General features: G+C 54.9%; 20 protein-coding genes and 5 tRNA genes. 8 read left to right on the top strand and 17 right to left on the bottom strand.

Annotated features, from left to right (window positions below; genetic code table 11):
- Positions 1-35: 35 nt before the first annotated feature.
- Complete coding sequence (gene ruvA / locus WG938_RS05535; RefSeq protein ID WP_339978310.1) at positions 36-662, bottom strand: Holliday junction branch migration protein RuvA; 627 nt, start codon at positions 660-662, stop codon at positions 36-38.
- The gene (gene ruvC / locus WG938_RS05530; protein ID WP_339978857.1) at positions 659-1,216 is read right to left on the bottom strand and encodes a crossover junction endodeoxyribonuclease RuvC; all 558 of its coding nucleotides are present in this window, start codon (positions 1,214-1,216) and stop codon (positions 659-661) included. The genes ruvA and ruvC overlap by 4 nt, the downstream gene beginning before the upstream one ends.
- A gap of 209 nt (positions 1,217-1,425) precedes the next feature.
- Here ruvC and WG938_RS05525 point away from each other — a divergent pair, with 209 nt between their 5' ends.
- Entirely contained in the window at positions 1,426-1,890 is a 465-nt protein-coding gene (locus WG938_RS05525) for a DUF3817 domain-containing protein (protein ID WP_339978308.1), read from the top strand.
- Positions 1,891-2,015: 125 nt separating this feature from the next.
- Here the strand turns inward: WG938_RS05525 and WG938_RS05520 are convergent, their stop codons facing one another.
- The 14 genes from WG938_RS05520 to WG938_RS05455 form a co-directional block, all read right to left on the bottom strand.
- Positions 2,016-2,771, bottom strand: a complete 756-nt coding sequence (locus WG938_RS05520; protein ID WP_339978306.1) for a YebC/PmpR family DNA-binding transcriptional regulator — start codon at positions 2,769-2,771, stop codon at positions 2,016-2,018.
- 76 nt (positions 2,772-2,847) lie between these two features.
- Entirely contained in the window at positions 2,848-3,474 is a 627-nt protein-coding gene (pdxT, locus tag WG938_RS05515; RefSeq protein WP_339978304.1) for a pyridoxal 5'-phosphate synthase glutaminase subunit PdxT, read from the bottom strand.
- On the bottom strand, positions 3,474-4,352 hold the full coding sequence (locus tag WG938_RS05510; protein ID WP_339978302.1) for an acyl-CoA thioesterase: 879 nt from the start codon (positions 4,350-4,352) through the stop codon (positions 3,474-3,476). The genes pdxT and WG938_RS05510 overlap by 1 nt, the downstream gene beginning before the upstream one ends.
- Positions 4,353-4,490: 138 nt before the next feature.
- A complete protein-coding gene (gene pdxS, locus WG938_RS05505; RefSeq protein WP_339978300.1) occupies positions 4,491-5,390 on the bottom strand; it encodes a pyridoxal 5'-phosphate synthase lyase subunit PdxS in 900 nt (299 codons plus the stop codon).
- A gap of 184 nt (positions 5,391-5,574) precedes the next feature.
- Positions 5,575-6,075, bottom strand: a complete 501-nt coding sequence (locus WG938_RS05500; RefSeq protein WP_339978298.1) for an NUDIX hydrolase — start codon at positions 6,073-6,075, stop codon at positions 5,575-5,577.
- A 24-nt stretch (positions 6,076-6,099) separates the two neighbouring features.
- Positions 6,100-7,239, bottom strand: a complete 1,140-nt coding sequence (locus tag WG938_RS05495) for a glycosyltransferase family 4 protein (protein ID WP_339978296.1) — start codon at positions 7,237-7,239, stop codon at positions 6,100-6,102.
- Between the two features lie 79 nt (positions 7,240-7,318).
- Positions 7,319-8,260: a phosphatidylinositol mannoside acyltransferase gene (locus WG938_RS05490; RefSeq protein WP_339978294.1), complete on the bottom strand. Its 942-nt coding sequence runs from the start codon at positions 8,258-8,260 to the stop codon at positions 7,319-7,321.
- A 2-nt stretch (positions 8,261-8,262) separates the two neighbouring features.
- The gene (pgsA, locus tag WG938_RS05485) at positions 8,263-8,901 is read right to left on the bottom strand and encodes a phosphatidylinositol phosphate synthase (RefSeq protein ID WP_339978292.1); all 639 of its coding nucleotides are present in this window, start codon (positions 8,899-8,901) and stop codon (positions 8,263-8,265) included.
- Between the two features lie 55 nt (positions 8,902-8,956).
- The gene (locus WG938_RS05480) at positions 8,957-9,508 is read right to left on the bottom strand and encodes an HIT family protein (RefSeq protein WP_339978290.1); all 552 of its coding nucleotides are present in this window, start codon (positions 9,506-9,508) and stop codon (positions 8,957-8,959) included.
- A 2-nt stretch (positions 9,509-9,510) separates the two neighbouring features.
- Positions 9,511-11,592 (bottom strand): threonine--tRNA ligase, encoded by a 2,082-nt coding sequence (thrS, locus tag WG938_RS05475; RefSeq protein WP_339978288.1) that lies wholly within the window; start codon positions 11,590-11,592, stop codon positions 9,511-9,513.
- Between the two features lie 100 nt (positions 11,593-11,692).
- Positions 11,693-12,925 carry a Dyp-type peroxidase gene (locus tag WG938_RS05470; RefSeq protein ID WP_339978286.1) on the bottom strand — a complete coding sequence of 411 codons (1,233 nt, stop codon included), beginning with the start codon at positions 12,923-12,925 and terminating at the stop codon, positions 11,693-11,695.
- 243 nt (positions 12,926-13,168) lie between these two features.
- Positions 13,169-13,795, bottom strand: coding sequence for a copper chaperone PCu(A)C (locus WG938_RS05465; RefSeq protein ID WP_339978284.1), 627 nt, complete (start codon positions 13,793-13,795; stop codon positions 13,169-13,171).
- A gap of 2 nt (positions 13,796-13,797) precedes the next feature.
- A complete protein-coding gene (locus WG938_RS05460) occupies positions 13,798-14,376 on the bottom strand; it encodes a copper resistance CopC family protein (protein WP_339978282.1) in 579 nt (192 codons plus the stop codon).
- Positions 14,377-14,752: 376 nt separating this feature from the next.
- Positions 14,753-14,824 (bottom strand) — tRNA-Val (locus WG938_RS05455).
- 329 nt (positions 14,825-15,153) lie between these two features.
- Between WG938_RS05455 and WG938_RS05450 the strand changes: the two genes are divergently transcribed.
- The 4 genes from WG938_RS05450 (at position 15,154) to WG938_RS05435 (ending at position 15,572) form a co-directional block, all read left to right on the top strand.
- Positions 15,154-15,226 (top strand) — tRNA-Gly (locus tag WG938_RS05450).
- A gap of 69 nt (positions 15,227-15,295) precedes the next feature.
- Positions 15,296-15,369 (top strand) — tRNA-Cys (locus tag WG938_RS05445).
- A gap of 25 nt (positions 15,370-15,394) precedes the next feature.
- Positions 15,395-15,469 (top strand) — tRNA-Val (locus WG938_RS05440).
- A gap of 27 nt (positions 15,470-15,496) precedes the next feature.
- A tRNA-Gly gene (locus WG938_RS05435) sits at positions 15,497-15,572 on the top strand.
- 257 nt (positions 15,573-15,829) lie between these two features.
- Here the strand turns inward: WG938_RS05435 and WG938_RS05430 are convergent.
- Positions 15,830-16,318: a ferritin gene (locus WG938_RS05430; protein WP_339978280.1), complete on the bottom strand. Its 489-nt coding sequence runs from the start codon at positions 16,316-16,318 to the stop codon at positions 15,830-15,832.
- A 134-nt stretch (positions 16,319-16,452) separates the two neighbouring features.
- Between WG938_RS05430 and WG938_RS05425 the strand changes: the two genes are divergently transcribed.
- Genes WG938_RS05425 through msrB form a run of 3 tightly spaced genes read left to right on the top strand, consistent with a single transcriptional unit; the run spans position 16,453 to position 18,995 of the window.
- Positions 16,453-17,229 (top strand): dihydrofolate reductase family protein, encoded by a 777-nt coding sequence (locus WG938_RS05425; RefSeq protein ID WP_339978278.1) that lies wholly within the window; start codon positions 16,453-16,455, stop codon positions 17,227-17,229.
- A gap of 10 nt (positions 17,230-17,239) precedes the next feature.
- Positions 17,240-18,616, top strand: a complete 1,377-nt coding sequence (locus WG938_RS05420) for a glycosyltransferase 87 family protein (protein WP_339978276.1) — start codon at positions 17,240-17,242, stop codon at positions 18,614-18,616.
- Positions 18,594-18,995, top strand: a complete 402-nt coding sequence (gene msrB, locus WG938_RS05415; protein WP_339978274.1) for a peptide-methionine (R)-S-oxide reductase MsrB — start codon at positions 18,594-18,596, stop codon at positions 18,993-18,995. Before WG938_RS05420 ends, msrB begins: the two co-directional genes overlap by 23 nt.
- Positions 18,996-19,037: the final 42 nt, after the last annotated feature.

Raw genomic sequence — 19,037 nt, 5'->3', positions numbered from 1 at the left:
GTTCCTACTTCTTCCCTGGTTCTACTTGGCTACCCTTAACGACCCAACACTTTGAGTGATGCCCGCAACGCCGCCGACGTGTCCATCGTTGCATCGTCTCCAACAACCGCCTCCACCGTGACCTGCGCTTCGTCTTCCTTGAAGCCAAGACCCACCAGCGCGGCTACTACCTGCGGAATATCAGCTGCCAATGCTACGCCCGCACCACGTGGAGTTTGACCTTCTGCGCTTGCGTCGGCACTGCTTGCCGACGCATCGACGTACACATCAACCTTGCCCTTTAATTCAACCAACATTCTTTCGGCCATGCGCTTGCCCACACCGTTGGCAGCCTGCAATCGCTTCGCGTCGCCGTGCATCACTGCGTGCGCAATCTCACTCGGAGAAAGCACGGTCAAGACCGCCATGGCAATACGAGGACCCAACCCCGATACGGTTTGCAACAGGTCAAACATCTCGCGCTCAGGGGCGTTGGTAAAGCCATACAGCGTCATTGCATCTTCACGGACAATGAGCGTCGTCAGCACGAACCCTTCTTCACCACGGGTGAGTTGAGCCTGAGTTTTCGGCGTCACTTGTAGCAGGTGACCAACACCAGCACACTCGATGACAACGAAGCCAGCGCCCATGTCTAAAACCGTGCCCCGCAACGATGCGATCATTTCTTTTCTTCCTTCTGCCTGTTGTGTTGGTTGTGTAACTCTTGCAGCCTGTTAGTGACAGCAGATTGAGCCTCCCGCTGACGACGTAGCAGTGGCGCACGCCAGCAATGACAAATAGCGATTGCCAGTGCATCGGCAGCATCCGCTGGTTTTGGAGGTGCCGACAACCCAAGGATACGAGTGACCATCGCGGTCATTTGCTTCTTATCTGCCCGCCCGTTGCCGGTAAGTGCCTTCTTCACCTCGGACGGTGTGTACATGTACACCGGGATTCCGCGACGAGCTGCGGCTAGCACGAGAACCCCCACCGCGTGTGCCGTATGCATGACAGTGGACACATTGCCGCGCTCGAACAAACGCTCCATCGCCACAACATCGGGCTCATACCGATCCATCCACTCCTCGGCGGCGTTGGACAACCGAAGCAAGCGATCCTCCAGGGAAGCATCCGAAGGAGTGCGTGCGACACCCACTGCAATGGGCACGACCCCACGGCCTTGTCCGCCGTCCGCGACTGACAAGCCACACCGCGTGAGGCCTGGGTCAATACCCATGACGCGAATGTACTGGGGCGTAGTTGCCACTCGGAGTTGTCTCCTTTGTTGTCTGCGACCGGGATCCTGTCGATCGGTTGATCTTGTGTTGTCGATCTCAGTGTGAATCCCACGCCAGAATTACCCGAACATGTGTGCGTTCGATAATACTATCGAATACAGAGTAGCGCAGTTAGCATCGGGCGAGCTGGCACAGTACGTTAATGGTTATGAACTCACCCAAGAGCTTGTACCGTCGCCTAGCTATTGCAGAAATGGTGACGTGGGCCCTGCTGTTGTTCGGTCTTGTGTTGAAGTACGTAACAAAAACTACCGAACTGGCATCGACCATCTTCGGCGGTATTCACGGCTTTGTCTTTCTTTCCTACGCCGCTGTGACGATTATCGTATGGATCAATCAGCGTTGGTCGGTCGCGCGTGGCATCCTCGGCCTGGCTTCGTCAATCATCCCGTTCATGACCGTTCCGTTCGAGCGTGCCACTGAAAAAGCTGGGCTCCTCGACAGCCCATGGCGCTTCACCGACCTCAACGAAAATCCTCGCGGCATCTTCGAAACGATCCTCGCGACGATTGTTCGTCGCCCTGGCTTTTCAGCCGCAATCATTGCTGCTGTAGTCATGATTGTGTTTGTGCTGCTTCTTCTTGCTGGTCCACCGACGCAGTGGTTTGCCTAGCGACAACACGGTTCAACAATAAAGTCCGTAGCGCCTTCCCTATTTTGGGCAAGGTACTACGGACTTTTCGCGTATATGGAGCTACACCGGCAACACGCACGGCGTTGGCTCACGTCACTGACACACTAGTCGTTGTCGAGTTCCGCCATGACTTCGTCACTGATATCAGCATTCGAGTAGACGTTCTGCACATCGTCAGAGTCTTCTAGGGCATCAACCAAGCGCATGAACTTGCGGGCACCTTCAGCATCAAGTGCGATGACGTTCTCTGCGCGGTAGTCCTGTTCTGCGGAATCGTATTCGATGCCGGCGTCGACAAGCGCGCTACGCACGGCCATCATGTCGGTGAAGCCGGCGACAACCTCGAAGTGGTCGCCGAAATCATTGACTTCTTCAGCGCCGGCATCGAGAACTGCCATCAGCAGATCATCTTCAGTCAGCTCGCCCTTTGGCACCATGATGATGCCCTTGCGTTCGAACATGTACGACACCGCGCCGTTATCGGCCATGTTGCCGTTCTGCTTGTTGAAGGCAGAACGTACATCTGACGCTGCGCGGTTACGGTTATCCGTCAAGCACTCAACGATGACTGCGACACCACCAGGTGCGTAGCCTTCGTACGTGATGGTCTCCCAGTCAGCGCCACCAGCTTCTTCACCGGAGCCACGCTTCCGAGCGCGCTCGATGTTATCGTTTGGAACCGATGCCTTCTTGGCCTTGCGGATCATGTCTTCCAGCGTCGGGTTCGCGGAAGGGTCGCCGCCGCCGGTACGTGCAGCAACTTCAATGTTCTTGATCAGCTTTGCGAACTCTTTACCGCGCTTAGCGTCGTTAGCCGCTTTCTTGTGCTTGGTAGTAGCCCACTTTGAATGGCCAGCCATCTGGTGGTTCCCAACTCCTTGTTGAACAAAATAAGAACTTTCGCTGAACCACTATAGCCCTGTCGGGAGCCAGGCCCTATGCCACGCGCACGCACTCACGCAAAAAATACTCATGAACGCGCGTTTCTCCCGTCGACTCTGGATGAAAACTCGTCGCCATCACATTGCCTTGTCGCACTCCGACTATTGCTTCGCGACGATCTACGCCCGGCACCGACACCGTCGACAGCACTTCGACGACGTCGCCGATGCTTTCCACCCACGGCGCACGAATGAACGCTGCATGTAGTGGTCGCGAATTCTCGCTGATGGTTCGGATACCAGCGAAGTTTAGGTCCGATTCAAAAGAATCAACCTGACGACCAAATGCGTTTCGGCGCACGACAATATCCAACGCCCCCAGTGCCACAGCGTCGTCGCGAGTATCCAATATTGACGAAGCCAACAGAATCATGCCAGCACACGTCCCAAATGCCGGCAGCCCGTTGTGGAGTGCAGCCCGCAAGGGCTCCTCGAGCTCATTGAAGACCATCAACTTGCTCATGGTCGTGGACTCGCCACCAGGCAAGATCAGGCCATCAATACCGTCGAGATCGCGCGGTAGCCGTACCTTTCGGGACTCGACTCCGAGAAGATTGAGGATATGCCGGTGTTCTTCTACTCCGCCTTGTAGCGCTAAAACGCCAATTGTCGGAACAGCCACTAGTCGAAATTCTCACTTTGCCGTTCAAACTTAGGCAAACACGGCACTGGCTGAACTCCCGGCTCGAGCTTCCGTGTCAATCCCTCCTGTGTGACCACTGCGACGAGATCGCCCTGTTGGTTGAAGATGCGTCCATGTGTCAATGCCCGTCCGCTGTCTGCAGAAGGCGAAATCTGGTCGTACAGTAGCCATTCATCAGCGCGGAATGGACGCAAGAACCAGATGGCATGGTCAAGGCTGGCTTCCTGCACCTCTACGCCCTTATGCGGCACTAACGCCGATGACAACAGCGTCATGTCGGACATGTAAGCGAGGGTGCACATGTGGAAAGTCTCGTCGTCAGGCAGCTTCTTCTTCGACTTGAGCCACACGACCTGGTGCGATGCTGTGTAAGGATTGTGCGGGTACTGGTCTTCAGGAATGACGCGGATGTCCCAATCCTGCCACTCTTTTAACAGCAGCTTTCGCGTGTGCGACATTTCGGAGGTATCCATGACGACGTCGTCTGGGTGCGGAACTTCACGCATGCGATCTGTGTGTTCGATGCCCTCGTTGCCACGACGGAAGAAGCTCACTTGCATCATAAAAATGGTACGACCATCTTGGACTGCACGAACGTGCCGGTGACACAGCGTGCGACCATCTTTGATGCGGTCTACCAGGAACGTGGTTGGCATGTGCGGACGGCCGGGGCCCACGAAATAAGCGTGCAACGAGTTCACGGAGTATTTCGGCTCCACCGTCTTCGTCGCGGCGACCAAGGACTGTGCAGCTACCTGTCCGCCGAACGTACGCTGCAGGATCGACTCAATAATAGGGCCTCGAAAAATGTCGAGATCGATACGTTCCAGATCAAGAATCTTGCGAATATCCGCCATAAACTGCTGCCTGCCCCTAGAAAAGAATCAGTTAAAAAGAACCAGAAATGCAAAAGGAAGTAGTCCCGCGTGCAGTGCTCACTCGCAGTGCCCGCGCGGACATACTTCCAATATTAGTGGGATTTGCCTAGCGCTGGCTTACCAGCCACGCTCAGCCAACCGGTGTGGTTGTGGAATCTCGTCAACATTGATTCCGACCATTGCCTCACCGAGGCCACGGGAAACATCCGCGATAACCTTCGGATCATCGTAGTGCTGGGTTGCCTGCACAATTGCCTTTGCACGCTCGGCAGGGTTTCCAGACTTGAAGATACCGGAGCCAACGAATACGCCTTCAGCACCGAGCTGCATCATCATTGCAGCGTCAGCTGGAGTTGCAATGCCACCCGCAGTGAACAGGACGACTGGCAGCTTGCCAGTTTCGGCTACTTCGCGGACGAGTTCGTATGGAGCCTGCAGTTCCTTTGCAGCAACATACAGCTCGTCTGGAGCCATCGACTTCAGACGGTTGATCTCCGCGCGAATGGTACGCATGTGGGTCACTGCATTAGAAATGTCGCCCGTACCTGCCTCGCCCTTCGAACGAATCATGGCAGCGCCCTCGTTGATACGACGAAGTGCCTCGCCCAGGTTGGTAGCACCACAGACAAATGGAACTGTGAAATCAAACTTGTCGATGTGGTTTGCGTAGTCCGCTGGAGTCAACACCTCGGACTCATCGATGAAGTCAACACCAAGAGACTGGAGAACCTGAGCTTCTACAAAGTGTCCGATCCGAGCCTTTGCCATCACCGGGATGGAAACTGCGTTGATAATGCCCTCGATCATGTCCGGGTCAGACATTCGAGAAACGCCACCCTCTGCACGGATATCCGCTGGGACGCGTTCCAGCGCCATCACTGCGGTTGCACCGGCATCCTCAGCGATTTTCGCCTGTTCCGGGGTGACGACGTCCATGATGACGCCACCCTTCATCATCTCCGCAAAACCGCGCTTTACGCGAGCCGTGCCCTGCTTGATGTTAGCTTCGTTGCTCAACTACGAACTCCCTGTTTTCGTCAATACATTCACTGTGTTTGTCAAGGCTAGATTTCAACGCGGTTGACGACGGACAACCGCGACAAACCACGGCCCCATCCCTAACCTATTTCAGTCACTATACCTGCCGATATGTGGCGCTGTTCACGCGCCTAGTGGTGAGCAAATACGCGAAGCACGACTGCTAATCGCTCTGCGAGGCGACAAACATATCGACGTACTCAGGAACTGGCGCGGTACCGGCCAGACGGAGGTATTTGACAAACGGCTGTCGTCGCAAAGCTCGAGTATCAGTGACCGCATCATTGTAGAAGCGACGGGCAAGCTCAACGCGCGTGTACGCATCGTGGAGTTCGATAGCAAGCGCTGGTTCCGGGCACTGCTTCTCGACGAGCTGGGTCAATTGAGCAGTGAGCTGATTTTCAGCATCAACGCGCGCAAAGGGATCGTCTGCAGTCAGTCGCAGTGCTTCAGCCTTCGTCGTCATCTCGGCGAGCTCCGGGTATGTTGCGCGGGCAATTGCAGCGCGACGGCCAAGAGCAGCTTCCAGAGCGCTACGAGCGAGGTCAGTACGGATATGCATCCGGTTCAGTCGCGTTGCTGTCGCGGATGCAATCAAGCCCACAAAAGCAAGAACAACGAGAAGGATACAGAGGACTACTGCCCACACCGGAACTGAAACCATGCTGGATACCTTAGCGGTAAATGCTTAGGCCAACACGACTCGCTCGCCGTCCATACGAACAGTGTCGTACACGGTCAACACTTGGTCAGCGATGCTGGACCAGTCGTACTCCCAGGCACGAACGTGGCCCTTGTCAATGAAGTCTGCTGCCAAGGCGTCGTCACTAAGCATGCGCAAAATCTGACGGGACAAATCTGCAGAGTCTCCATTGCGGAAGTGCAACCCGTACTCTCCATGGTTCAGAACGAGTTGGAATGCATCAATATCGCTAGAAATCACTGGAGCGCCAGCAGCCATCGCTTCCACCAAGACGATGCCGAAGCTCTCTCCACCAAGTTGTGGCGCAATGTAGGCGTGCGCGGACTTCAACGCAGCAGCCTTTGCTTCTTCAGACAAACGACCAACGAAATTCAACACGTCTGCATTTTCGCCCGCGCGGCGAACAGCCTGAGATTTGTCGCCATCACCGATAACCATGACTTCTAGGTCCGGGAACTTACGACGCACTGCGGACAGTGCATCGAGCAACACGGGAAGGCCTTTTCGGGGTTCGTCGAAACGCCCGAGAAAAACTAGCCGCTTCGTACCGTCTGCAGGAAGGCCAACTTCAGGAACTTCCTCAGGCTCTGGGGCATCCTCGTAGTCTTTCACTCGGACGCCATTGGGAATCAGCACCGGATCGCCACCGAGTTGCTGCACTTGCCAGCGTCGAGCGACTTCAGACACTGCTATGCCACCGCGAATGCGCTCGAGCAATGGCCGGAGAAATGGCACAGCGAGCTTCAAGATCAGTGACTCGGTTGCTGCCGAGTGATACGTCGCAACGATTGGTCCCACTGCCGCACGCAGAGACAACATTGAATAACTGGGCGAATTGGGCTCGTGAATATGGAGCACATCGAAGTCATTGCGCTCAATCCATTTTCGAACTTTGCGCTGGGTGATCGGCCCGAAGGACAATCGCGCGACAGAGCCGTTATACGGAATGGGAATCGCCGCTCCACCGCGAACAACGAATTCAGGGACATCAGCGGAATCGCCTGCCGGCCCGATCAGACTAACGTCGTGCCCTCGACGAATGAACTCGTTACACAAATCGACTGCATGTGCCTGAACTCCACCCGGTACATCAAACGAGTACGGACACACCATTCCAATTCGCATGGACAGACGATTCCTTTCTAACTGCACGTGGTGGGGCTTCGTACCAGCGACTCTACGGTACGGCTCAGCACGACCGTCGTTAACGATCTTTACGACGACGCTTCCGATCTGCCATCCACAATGGCTGGAGCATATGCCAGTCAGCTGGATGAGCCGCGATATCTTCCTCCATACAGGTTGCGATGTCTTGGACGATGGCCGGAAGCTCACGTCCCTGCGTCGGGATCTGCTCCGCGATCTTCATGCCCCAACCGCCATACGTGTCGATAGCCGAGGGCGGTGTGAACCACAACCCCACTGAGTGAAGTGTTGCTCCGGTTTCTCGAGCGAGTAAAGCTGGGCCCGCTGGCATCGTTGTCTTCTCTCCGAAGAAGTCGACTTCGACACCGCGTGCGCTCATATCACGGTCACCAAGAAGACAGACAATGCCACCATCAGTGAGTACTCGCTTCAATTCATCGAAAGGAGGCTGACCGCCGATGTGCGGAAGAATGCGGAAACCCAGGCTTTCGCGGAACTCTACGAATGCATCGTAAAGAGACTCTGGCTTCAAACGTTCGGCGACTGTCGTGAACTGCGCGACTTCTTCGGCGAGCCACATACCAGCCATGTCCCAATTGCCCATATGTGGTAAAACAAGGACTAGTCCTTTACCGGAAGCGTGTGCAGCATAAACCTGATCGAGTCCGATCCCATGCGCCGTGGCTCGTTCGGCCATATATGGTCCGGCTACCCGGGGCAGGCGAAATGCCTCAACCCAATAGCGAAGGTATCGTCGCATCGATTCTCGAACCAGAGAATCTGGAACGTCTTCTGGTTGACACTTCAACACGCGGGCCAGGTTTTTACGTAGCTGAACAGGGCCAGCACCCACGCGACCTTCTTTGTCAGTTGTCGCTTTATCTGCCACCTTGCGTGCAATCGCATGGACCATGCCCTCTGGAAGGCGAGCAACAACCTTCCATCCCGCGATGTAGCCGTAGGCTGTCACCGTTGATTTAATACTGTCGAGTATTGACATAGCTACTCAGCTCCTGCGGGTGCAGCAATGGGATCAGTGGCACCTGGCTGGCGCGCCACCATCAACAGCCGCTGAATCACGGTGAACACAGATCCAACAGCCAGCAGCCACAGTGCGATGTCAATGGCATACGGAATGCCTATGCCTTCCAAACCAAGGCCAACCAAGGAGATGATCAAGCGCTCCGCACGCTCGATTAAGCCACCATCGACTTTGAGGTCTGACGCTTCAGCACGTGCCTTGACATACGAGATCACTTGCGAACACACCAACGTCACAATCGTTGCGACGATCAATGGCCCCGGAGCATCATGCGAGTAAATTAACCACCACGCGATGGCGCCAAACAGAGCGCCGTCGGTAAGCCGATCGCAGCTAGCATCAAGGGTGGCACCGAATTTCGTGCCACCACCACGCAACCGCGCCATCGTGCCGTCAAGCAGATCCAACGCGGTAAACAGGCCAGTCAGAATCGCTGCGGCCAGTAGATGGCCGGTAGGAATCAGAACGACGATAATTGCAATCGCTGCCACTGTACCGATGATGGTGACAGCATTTGGGCTGACCCCAAGATTGTTCAAGCCCCTCGCAAGAGGTTCGACGATAGGCCGAATCGGCTTGCGCCCGCGTACGCTGAGCATCCTGGTTACGCTCCTTCGCTTTCAGCCCTAAACATCGTCGATAGCACGACGAAAACTACCCGCCCCACGACTTTGCTAACAGCGCCCGGGTGTCCCGCAGCAGCTGTGGCAAAACCTTGGTGCCATCAATGATCGTCATAAAGTTCGAATCTCCGGACCACCGCGGCACCACATGCATATGCAGATGATCACCGACGGAACCTCCGGACGCCCGTCCTAGATTAAACCCAACATTGACAGCGTGCGGGTTAGAGACACGCTTCAGCGTCCGAATCGCCTCCTGACCGAACGACATCAGCTCCGCCATCTCGGCATCCGACAGGTCTTCCAGGTTTGCGACCTGGCGATACGGCACCACCATCATGTGACCCGAGTTGTACGGGAAGAGATTAAGCACGCAGTACACCAATTCTCCGCGTGCCACGATGAGGGCGTCTTCGTCGTCACGCTCCGGCAGTTCCACAAATGGATTGTGGCGCTTCGACGTGTCGTGGACACCCTTATCGGCGATGTAGTTCATGCGGTATGGTGCCCAGAGCCTTTGCAGGCGATCTGGAGTACCCACACCTGAATCCACGTAATCGCTTCCCGACGACTCGTCTGTCACAGTTACTCCTCTGCTACGTCAGCACCGGCGCGCAATGCACCAACGGTGTCGTTATTCGGCTGCTCGTTGCGACGCTCAGTAATCCAGGCACCAATGAGCTGGGCTGCTTCAGCAACCGGGACACCATTGATCTGAGAGCCGTCAAGGAAGCGGAAACTCACTGCACCGGCTTCAACATCGCGAGCACCCGCCAGAATCATGAATGGAACCTTCATCTGGGTGTGGTTGCGGATCTTCTTTTGCATGCGGTCGTCAGAAACATCGACTGCCGCGCGAATACCCTGTGCCTTCAGAGCCTTGGTGAACTCTTCCAGGTGTGGAATGCAGTCGTCTGCAACTGGAATGCCGATGACCTGCTCTGGAGCCAACCATGCTGGGAATGCACCGGCGTAGTGCTCGAGGAGGACACCGAAGAAACGCTCGATGGAGCCGAAGAGCGCACGGTGAATCATGATTGGCTGCTGCTTGGTGCCATCCGGTGACGTGTACTCGAGATCAAACCGATCCGGCAGGTTGAAGTCGAGCTGAACAGTTGACATCTGCCACGTACGGCCGATCGCGTCGCGAGCCTGAACAGAAATCTTTGGACCATAGAAAGCAGCGCCACCTGGATCTGGAACCAGATCAAGCCCCGAAGCATCTGCGACGCGCTGGAGGATCTCGGTCGACTTCTCCCAAATTTCGTCCGAACCCACTGACTTCTTCGGGTCGCGAGTAGACAGCTCCAAGTAGAAGTCATCCAGTCCGTAGTCCCGCAGCAAGGAAATAATGAAATCGAGCACCGAGGTGAGCTCTTCTTCCAGCTGATCCTCACGGCAGTAGATGTGCGCGTCGTCCTGAGTAAAACCACGTGCTCGCGTCAGACCGTGGATGACACCAGACTTTTCGTAGCGATAGACCGTACCGAACTCGAACATGCGGATTGGCAGTTCGCGGTAACTACGGCCACGCGACGAGAAGATCAGGTTGTGCATTGGGCAGTTCATTGGCTTGACGTAGTAGTCCTGCGCAGGCTTCGTCACGTTGCCCTCTGCGTCTACTTCCCCATCCAACTTCATTGGAGGGAACATACCGTCTGCATAGAAGTCCAGGTGACCGGATTTTGCAAACAAGTCGCCCTTCGTCACGTGTGGCGTATTGACGAAGTCGTAGCCAGCCTCAATGTGGCGTCGACGCGAATGCTGCTCCATCTCATTGCGAATGATGCCACCCTTGACATGGAAAACTGGGAAACCTGAACCAATCTCATCTGGGAAGCTGAACAGATCCAGCTCAGATCCCAAACGACGGTGATCGCGCTTCTCCGCCTCTAGCATGCGATCCAAGTACTCATCCATGGCTTCCTTGGATTCCCAGGCAGTGCCATAGATGCGCTGCAGGTCATCGTTTGCCTGGTCGCCACGCCAGTACGCAGCAGAAGAACGCGTTAGCTTGAAGGCTGGAATGTAGCGGGTCGTTGGTACGTGCGGACCACGGCACAAATCAAACCACTCAGTCTCACCGGTACGCGGGTTAATGTTTCGGTACCCCGTGAGCTGATTGCCACCTACATCGACGTTTGCTTCATCGTCACCATCGACATCGCCGCGAGACTTATCGACGATCAGCTCGACCTTGTACGGCTCGTCGGCAAGCTGTGCAGACGCATCCTCCGGACCTTCGAAGGCGAAACGCTCGAAACGCTGTCCAGACTTGATGATCTTCTTCATCGTCTTTTCGATACGCTTCAAGTCTTCTGGAGTAAACGGCTCTGCAACTCGGAAGTCATAGTAGAAACCGTTGTCGATGGCAGGTCCAATGCCCAGCTTGGTTCCTGGGAATTCCTTCTGCACCGCCTGCGCCAGCACGTGTGTTGTGGAGTGGCGGATGACAGAGCGACCCTCTTCAGTGTTTGCAGGCACTGGCTCCATGGATGTTGCTGCTTCAGGTACGTAGGACAGGTCTCGGAGGTTGCCCTCAGGGTCCTTTACGCAAACGATGGCTTCAGGTCCCTTGTTTGGATATCCGAGATCCCGCATGGCCTGACCAACAGGCTCTCCTGCAGGAACAGAAAATGGGGCAAGGTCAATGGTCGAGTCAGACACGGCGCGCGTGTTCTCCTTTGTGAGTTCACGGGATGTCACATACCTGGTGACATCCCTCAGACTCGACCTACCTTACCCCTGCTGAAGCTCTAAGTTCGGACTACCCCTCTAGTAGGTCCTGGGCCCAGTACTCGTCTTCCTTCGTGCCACGAGGCATAACGAAAACTGCAGACCCAATGTGGAAAATCCACTGATTAAGTCGATCCAGTTCGTCTAAGCGCTTCTGAATTGGATCGAACTGCTTCAACGGATCCTTCTGATAACACGCAAAGATAAGACCTGTGTTTGATGTAAACCGATGGTCAGGCTCTGGTGGCAAGTCATAGGTGTACACACGCCGGTGCAGCTTCTGCTCTGGATCATCCTTTGGAGGCATCGCCAGAGCTACGTGAGAATTCTTGTCGATAAGTGGCAGACCATACTCGTCGGTCGCGTCTGGATCGACTGGGTCAAACTCATTCTTGCCACCAAGAGGTGCACCAGTATCAAGAGTGCGGCCTGTGACTTCTTCACGGCTCGGGCGGTCGAGAATATCCCAACCGTCAATGTCCATTTCAATGCGACGAACAACGAGGCACGAACCGCCGCGAAGCCACGCCGGTCCTTCGTCAATCCACACTTGATCGTTGAACTCGTCATCAGTGCGAGGGTTGACTGTGCCATCAAGCTGGCCGAAACGATTGCGTGGCGTTTCGCCTGGCTTCAAGGAACCATGAGCAGGCAGGAAGCCTTCCTGCACCCACTTCACGTCAACATACGGGGCGCCATTGCGAATCATGTAACGGCTGGCGTGAGACAACATCATTGGATCGTCCGCGCACACCTGCAAACACAAATCGCCGTCGTTCCACTTTTCGTCAAGCTGATCAGTCTTGTACTCAGGAAGTGGCTTCAACCATTCAGGCTTCTTGTCCTCTACGCCTGCAGCCTTGAAGAACCCTTCGCCAAGACCAAGAGTGATGGTCAAGTTCGCCGGAGACTGGTACATCTCTGGCTCTAGGTCGGTACGAGGAGCCTTACCTGCGGCCATATCGCGAGCATCAGTCGTCCACACCGACAACAGTCGGCGAAGCTTCTCCTTGTCGACGCCTTCCTTAATGGAAAACGCGATCATCCATAGATGCGCCTGTGATGCGGTCTGGATGCCTGCTTGGTGCACGCCGTCGAAAGGAACGACTGCCTCCTGCAGTGGAGGCTTTGGCTCCTCAGGCTTAGGTCGTTCCAATCCAACCGCGTTGGCGACTGGAGCTCCCTGGGATACGGCAGCACCGGTGGCGGCTGCTCCGATACCTAATCCAGCGAGGAATCCCCTACGCGATACGTGTGCACTCATGGTGTGCAACTCCCTCCACGAAAACTAAATCAAGTCTATTGTGTAGCGTCGCGGCCACGGCCAATCAATGATCCGTGTCACGAAAACTACGTTAAAACCTAAGGTCTAGATATACGTAACGGGATCGTCGTAACTCATGTTCACAAGCCACTAGCGTGACGTAAACTTCTTTACGACGACCCCGTCTACAACGACATGAAGCCGTCTAGAATTCGGCTAACACAGAATATGAAACGCCGGAAACTAGTTTCCGTGCTCCATGTTTTCCATGTTCATGTTCTTCATTTCTCCGTCTTCCATGCCTGGATTACCGAGAGAACCGTCACCAGCGTAGTCCTCCTCGCCAGCGGCCTGAACGCGAACTGGCAGGGACTGGGTCAGCTCAGAGCCATCAGACAGCTTAATGACAACCGTGAATTCCTGGCCCTGCTCCATGGCCTCGGAGTTCTTCATGATCATCAAGTGGTCATCACCTGGAGCCAGCTTGTGTTCACCGTTAGCTGGGATCTTGTGTCCACCATCGATCTTGTACATCTTGCCATCCTTGGTGGCGTGCTGTTCGAAGACCGTGCCATCAGCCAAACCTTCGACATAGAAATCGGTAACTTCGATTTCCTTATCGGTGTTGTTCTTCAAGGTGCCGAAAATACCGGTCATCATCTTCTCGGCTGGCTTCTCCTTGATGTAGCCGTCTTCAAGAGTGACAGACGCTGCTGCCTTCTCATCTGAAGCCTGAGACTCAGATGCTGCCACAGAGGACTCAGTCTTAGTAGCGTCTTCAGTACCATTATCTGAAGAGCAACCGACGAGTGCTAGCGACAGAGCAGCAAAACCGGAAACTGCAGCGTAAACGGGACGGGACAGTTTCATTGTTAGTTGTCCTTTCGGTTCAAGATAGTTACACCGACAATGACGGCAATAACCACGACGATGAGACCTCCACCTAGGCCATAAGCCCATACGGGGATGGAAGTTTCAGATGATGACGAAGCTTGCACATTCGAGCCGTCTTCAACGCCAGACTGAACGTCGCCTACCGTGAACGAGGTCTTCCCGCGAGTTGAATGCCCATCGGAAGACGTGATCTGGAAACCAATCATGTACGAACCATCAGTCGCAGTGATGTTGTCAGGAACATCAAGCGAAATGACATTGCCGTTCAAATCTGGTTCACCAGTGAAGAGAATCTTCTTCGTCTTCGTATCACTGATAGCCAAGGTATTGAAGTTTGGTCGTGGCTCACCCGAGAAAGTCAGCTCGATGCGCTCAGGGAATTGATCGACATTTCCACCGTCTGCCGGATTCGAGGCAACGACGGAGTCATGCGCTTCAGCGACAGGTACGAACCCGATTCCGGACACGCCAATACCAACGCCTGCGGATGCAACAGCTGCCACCGCGACGTTTGCCCAGATACGACGCCACCAGGGAGCCGAATTCGCACTAATCACTAAGAATTTCCCCTTCGTCAAAGGTTTGGTCACATACTTCGCCACATTCGCCACGACAATCAACCGTGCTTATTCATGGCAACTGGAAAGTGATGGCAAATATTCCGCTGATGCGAACAAAAGGGCGTTTGTTAGCCCAGTTAATGAGTCGGACGCGAACGTTGGTTAGTTCCCACAACCTCCGCTACGACGGAACCAAATACCCCCGTTCGTATTCCGAAAGAGCAACTATCAGGAGTTTTGACGAAAACCGTTGGGGGTAACCGAAATCCACTAATCGATAATCACGTTCAGTCTTTCCTGCTGGCAGTCCACAGTACTTGTGGCGCAACAAAAGATTTGAGCCACCTGGAAAATCCAGGTGGCTCACTATCGGTAGTCCCAACTGGGTTCGAACCAGCGACCTTTCCGGTGTGAACGGAACGCTCTTCCACTGAGCTATGGGACTGCAAGTTTGGAACTAAACGGCCTTGTTCCACAAGAAAAGTTAGCACGCTCCAAGAACCAGCTCATAATTGCCCTAGTTGCAGACACAAGAGTCGCACGAGGTCGCTCCCCACTCCGACTTGCACCCACACAATGTCTGAAATTGACGTTTCCAAAAGCAGGTCGCGGCCAGGTTGGAGATGCATGCACTCGAAACCTCCCCTTCTCCCTACAAAAAATGAGGCCCTTACCTGGGGATTTGTTTTACCCACTCAAATCACGCTATTGTTTTTCTCGCACCGCAAACGGGATGCAGGGAACTTCTCCTGAGTACCGATTGAGGATTGCAATGCGGATGTAGCGCAGCTGGTAGCGCATCACCTTGCCAAGGTGAGGGTCGCGGGTTCGAATCCCGTCATCCGCTCGGATTTTCCATGAGGCTAGACCATCTGGTATAACTTCAAGGCGAATCACTGAGGCGGTAAAACGTCACGGTGGAATGGCCGAGTGGCGAGGCAACGGCCTGCAAAGCCGTGTACACGGGTTCGATTCCCGTTTCCACCTCCAATAATCCAGAAATGGTTTATTTCCCGCGCGATTAGCTCAGTGGGAGAGCGCTTCCCTGACACGGAAGAGGTCACTGGTTCAATCCCAGTATTGCGCACCAAGCACCCGCTTCGGCGGGAATGCTTTTGCGGATGTAGCGCAGCTGGTAGCGCATCACCTTGCCAAGGTGAGGGTCGCGGGTTCGAATCCCGTCATCCGCTCCACTACCCCGGTACCTTCTGGTGCCGGGGCTTTTGTCTACCGGCCATCTACACTTGCCTGAATCACTAGTGCCTGGATCGAGAACCTAGAGAATTCGACCTACCTGAGCACTTCGGTCCGACAGTGACTGAACGGGCAAGCGACTCTGGGGCAGCGTATGCTGCCCGCAAAGAATGCTCACCCGTTCATCGGTGCGCCCTTCTAGCGACAAAAATCCATGGTGCCTGCCAGAAGTGAGAGTTGGGAAGACTACTCGGAACTAGCGCATTGCCAGTTCGCGGTCGATTCGCAGAATGCCGGAGCCATCGTCAGCGACCATTTCCAGGCGGCCGACAATGGTGCGTACGGTGTCTTCTTCTTCGATCTGCTCATTCAGGAAGAAGTCCAACAGTGGACGAGAATCGATGTCACCTTCGTCTGCTGCCAACTGGTAAAGATTGCGGATCGATTCCGAGACCTTCTTCTCATGCTCCAGCGCGAGACGGAAGGCGTCGATTGCCGTGCCAACCTTTACTTCTGGCTTCTCGATGGTGCCGATCTGCGCGCGGTTGTCACGGTTCGCAAGGTGTGCAATGAACTTCTCTGCGTGCTGAATCTCTTCCTCGGCCTGCGCGCGCATCCACGCGGACATTCCGGACAGATCCAGCAAGTCGAGCTCAATTGCCAACTGGCGGTAAACGTTTGATGCCTGCATCTCGAGGGTCAATTGGTCATTGAATGCTTTTTCAAGAGTGTCATTAAGTCGCATGGCGCAAGTATATGTAAAACCTGGTTTCCCAACAAGCATTATTAGGTTTACCCGCTTAGTGAGCCCTTGCCTATTGTCCGTAGGTTTCAATACTCTTGGTTCCCATGGGAGCCTCACAACCGCAGCGTACAAGCATGCATTCTGAGATACATGCTCGTGCACACACATTTCTTGGGCTACGAAACGATGGCACCCGAGTTTCACCGGCCGTACCACCGCACATTTTTGCCGTTGCAATCGAGTCCCTCGACGCACGCGCAGCACTTCAGGGTACCTCCGGCGGCCTCGGAAATGCCTTCGATCAGATGGTTCTTACCACTGCTCGTTACACCGCTGACGTCGTCGTACTCGGCGCGAGCACCGTCACCGCCGAGAATTACTGTCTGAACTCCCCCGACGAAATAGTTCAACAGGCACGCATCACTAACGGCCAATCCCCGATTCCCCGGATACTGATTGTTTCCGGTCAACTAACCGTTTCCCCCGACGCACCCATTTTCCGCTCAGCTACGTGCCCCATCTTTCTCACCGCCCCTATCGAAACTGGCTCGCTTCACGACGATCGTCGCAAAGCGATTGAGTCAGCCGGTGGCACTGTCATCGAGCTCGATGAAGTTAGTCCGGAAGCAATTGTGCAATCTGCGATGACATTGTGCCCTGGCACAACCCGGATCGCAGTGGAGGGCGGACCAAGCATCTATGGAAGTTTCATGGCTGCTGAGCTGATCGACGAAGTGGTCTTGACGGTAGCCCCGGTTTTCGTTGGCCAGGGCCCACATATATTCGGAGATCACGAAGCGAAACTGACCTCGACTACCGAAAAACAGCGTGCACAATCCTGGGAATTGGTGGCCATGGAACGCGACAACTCGCACGTGTTCTTGCGCTATTTGTTGAAGAGTCACCGGTAAGTTTGACTCCGTGAACGATTTGTCTATCAAGCGAGATCCAGAAACGTACGTCAACCAGGGCAGAGTTGCCTCATTGTTGTCCCCACTGTTTTGGACTTTCGCCGTTCTTACTGTCGTTCATCGCACCTGGGTCATGCCGTTAAACCCATTGATTACGGACGACTACACCACTGTCTGGAGTGCAGTTCGTCGCTTTGTCGACGGCGCGCCCGTGTATACGGAAAACTACCTCGACGTTGATCCGCACTATCTGTACTCCCCTGGCGGCACGTTGCTACTGGCGCCGATGACGTGGTTCGGTGATTACGACATGAACCGACTGTTCTTCGTCACGGTTCAGTCCGCTGCAATTGTTGCGGCCATTGTCATCCTGCTTCGCTGGTTTGGCATCGGCTGGAAGAGTTGGGTAATACCCGTAGTTCTCACCGCTGCCTACCATGCCGAGCCGGTCATCAACACGTTGAGCTTCACCAACGTCAACGGTTCCTTGTTATTAGCGGAAGTGCTGTTTTTACTGTTCGTCGTCAAGCGAAAGAATATTCTGGCGGGCATCATCATCGGCCTCGCGATCACGGTGAAACCGGTCGTAGCACCGCTGCTGTTCATTCCGTTTATGCGCAAGCAATGGACGACCGTACTCAGCGCGATAGCTGTCCCTGTCATCGCTAATGCAGCTGCATGGCCACTCATGAATCGAGCCTCTGACTACGTGAATGTCACAATGCCGTATCTCGGTGTCACCCGTGACTATTTCAATAGTTCGCTAGGTGGCCAATTGCTGTGGCTCGGTGCTCCGGAACCGCTCATTCTTATGTGGCGCGCGGCATTCGGTCTCGTCGTCGCAGTGGCATTACTTCTGCTGCTCCGCTGGATGCACCGTGATGAGGTTTTCTGGGTCACGACCACCGCGGGACTACTTATGGTCGGTGTCTTCTTCTTGAGCTCGCTCGGCCAGCAGTACTACTCCATGCTCATCCTGCCGATGATTCTGAGCGTGGTTCGCCCTCTCCGCGGAGTCGTCGACGCTTACGGAGCCCCCGTCAAGACGGTCGTCGCCAACTGGCCCGCTGCTACCGGAATCACGATGTGCTTCTTCTACGGCTCGTGGGTGTTACCGATCGCGCCGATTTTCTCCGGCTGGATCAATATCGTTATCGCAACCATTGGCTGGGGCATCATCTTGCTCGCCATCATGGGCTGCATGATTCGTTGGACCATCGAAGATCACGCGGCTGGAATTGATTGGTTCGGTCGCCAACCGGCAACCACACGGGGTCGGAAGCACGGCGATGATTCGACAAACAGCACCGGTTCCGTTGCAACTGCAGCTACGCTTGACGACGACTCCCAGGAAGGAACTCCCCATGTCCACATGGAAACTGAGTGAAGAAGAATGGAAGGCCCGACTCAGCCCTTCTGAATTCCAGGTGCTTCGTTTAGGTGGTACCGAACCACCTTTCGTAGGCGAATACACCGATACGGAGACCGAAGGTGTCTATTCGTGTCGCGCGTGTGGAACCGAGCTGTTTCGTTCCACCGAGAAGTTTCATTCGCATTGCGGATGGCCATCTTTCTTTTCGCCTGCTGACAGCGATGCCGTCATTGTTCGTGAAGACCGCAGTCACGGCATGGTCCGTACCGAAGTTCTCTGTGCCACGTGCGAATCGCACCTTGGACATGTCTTCGCTGGCGAAGGGTACGACACTCCTACCGACCTGCGTTACTGCATCAATTCGATTTGCCTGACGCTAGACACTTCCGCATAGGCTGAAGACTCAACCGAGGTCTAGCCGCTGACACCGCCCGCT

Source organism: Corynebacterium sp. H113, from assembly GCF_037572315.1.
In the GTDB taxonomy this organism is placed as follows: domain Bacteria; phylum Actinomycetota; class Actinomycetes; order Mycobacteriales; family Mycobacteriaceae; genus Corynebacterium.
The sequence above is the reverse complement of the archived record's forward strand: the minus strand, read 5'-3'. Positions and strand labels throughout refer to the sequence as shown.

Coding starts and splice junctions, on each gene's coding strand:
- msrB (WP_339978274.1), top strand. CDS start 18,594: ATGTCCACATGGAAACTGAGTGAAGAAGAATGGAAGGCCCGACTCAGC.
- WG938_RS05500 (WP_339978298.1), bottom strand. CDS start 6,075: ATGGTTTCAGTTCCGGTGTGGGCAGTAGTCCTCTGTATCCTTCTCGTT.
- WG938_RS05490 (WP_339978294.1), bottom strand. CDS start 8,260: ATGTCAATACTCGACAGTATTAAATCAACGGTGACAGCCTACGGCTAC.
- WG938_RS05520 (WP_339978306.1), bottom strand. CDS start 2,771: ATGGCTGGCCATTCAAAGTGGGCTACTACCAAGCACAAGAAAGCGGCT.
- pgsA (WP_339978292.1), bottom strand. CDS start 8,901: ATGCTCAGCGTACGCGGGCGCAAGCCGATTCGGCCTATCGTCGAACCT.
- ruvC (WP_339978857.1), bottom strand. CDS start 1,216: ATGGGTATTGACCCAGGCCTCACGCGGTGTGGCTTGTCAGTCGCGGAC.
- WG938_RS05510 (WP_339978302.1), bottom strand. CDS start 4,352: ATGGCGGATATTCGCAAGATTCTTGATCTGGAACGTATCGATCTCGAC.
- WG938_RS05425 (WP_339978278.1), top strand. CDS start 16,453: ATGCATTCTGAGATACATGCTCGTGCACACACATTTCTTGGGCTACGA.
- WG938_RS05470 (WP_339978286.1), bottom strand. CDS start 12,925: ATGAGTGCACACGTATCGCGTAGGGGATTCCTCGCTGGATTAGGTATC.
- WG938_RS05525 (WP_339978308.1), top strand. CDS start 1,426: ATGAACTCACCCAAGAGCTTGTACCGTCGCCTAGCTATTGCAGAAATG.
- WG938_RS05430 (WP_339978280.1), bottom strand. CDS start 16,318: ATGCGACTTAATGACACTCTTGAAAAAGCATTCAATGACCAATTGACC.
- WG938_RS05465 (WP_339978284.1), bottom strand. CDS start 13,795: ATGAAACTGTCCCGTCCCGTTTACGCTGCAGTTTCCGGTTTTGCTGCT.
- WG938_RS05495 (WP_339978296.1), bottom strand. CDS start 7,239: ATGCGAATTGGAATGGTGTGTCCGTACTCGTTTGATGTACCGGGTGGA.
- ruvA (WP_339978310.1), bottom strand. CDS start 662: ATGATCGCATCGTTGCGGGGCACGGTTTTAGACATGGGCGCTGGCTTC.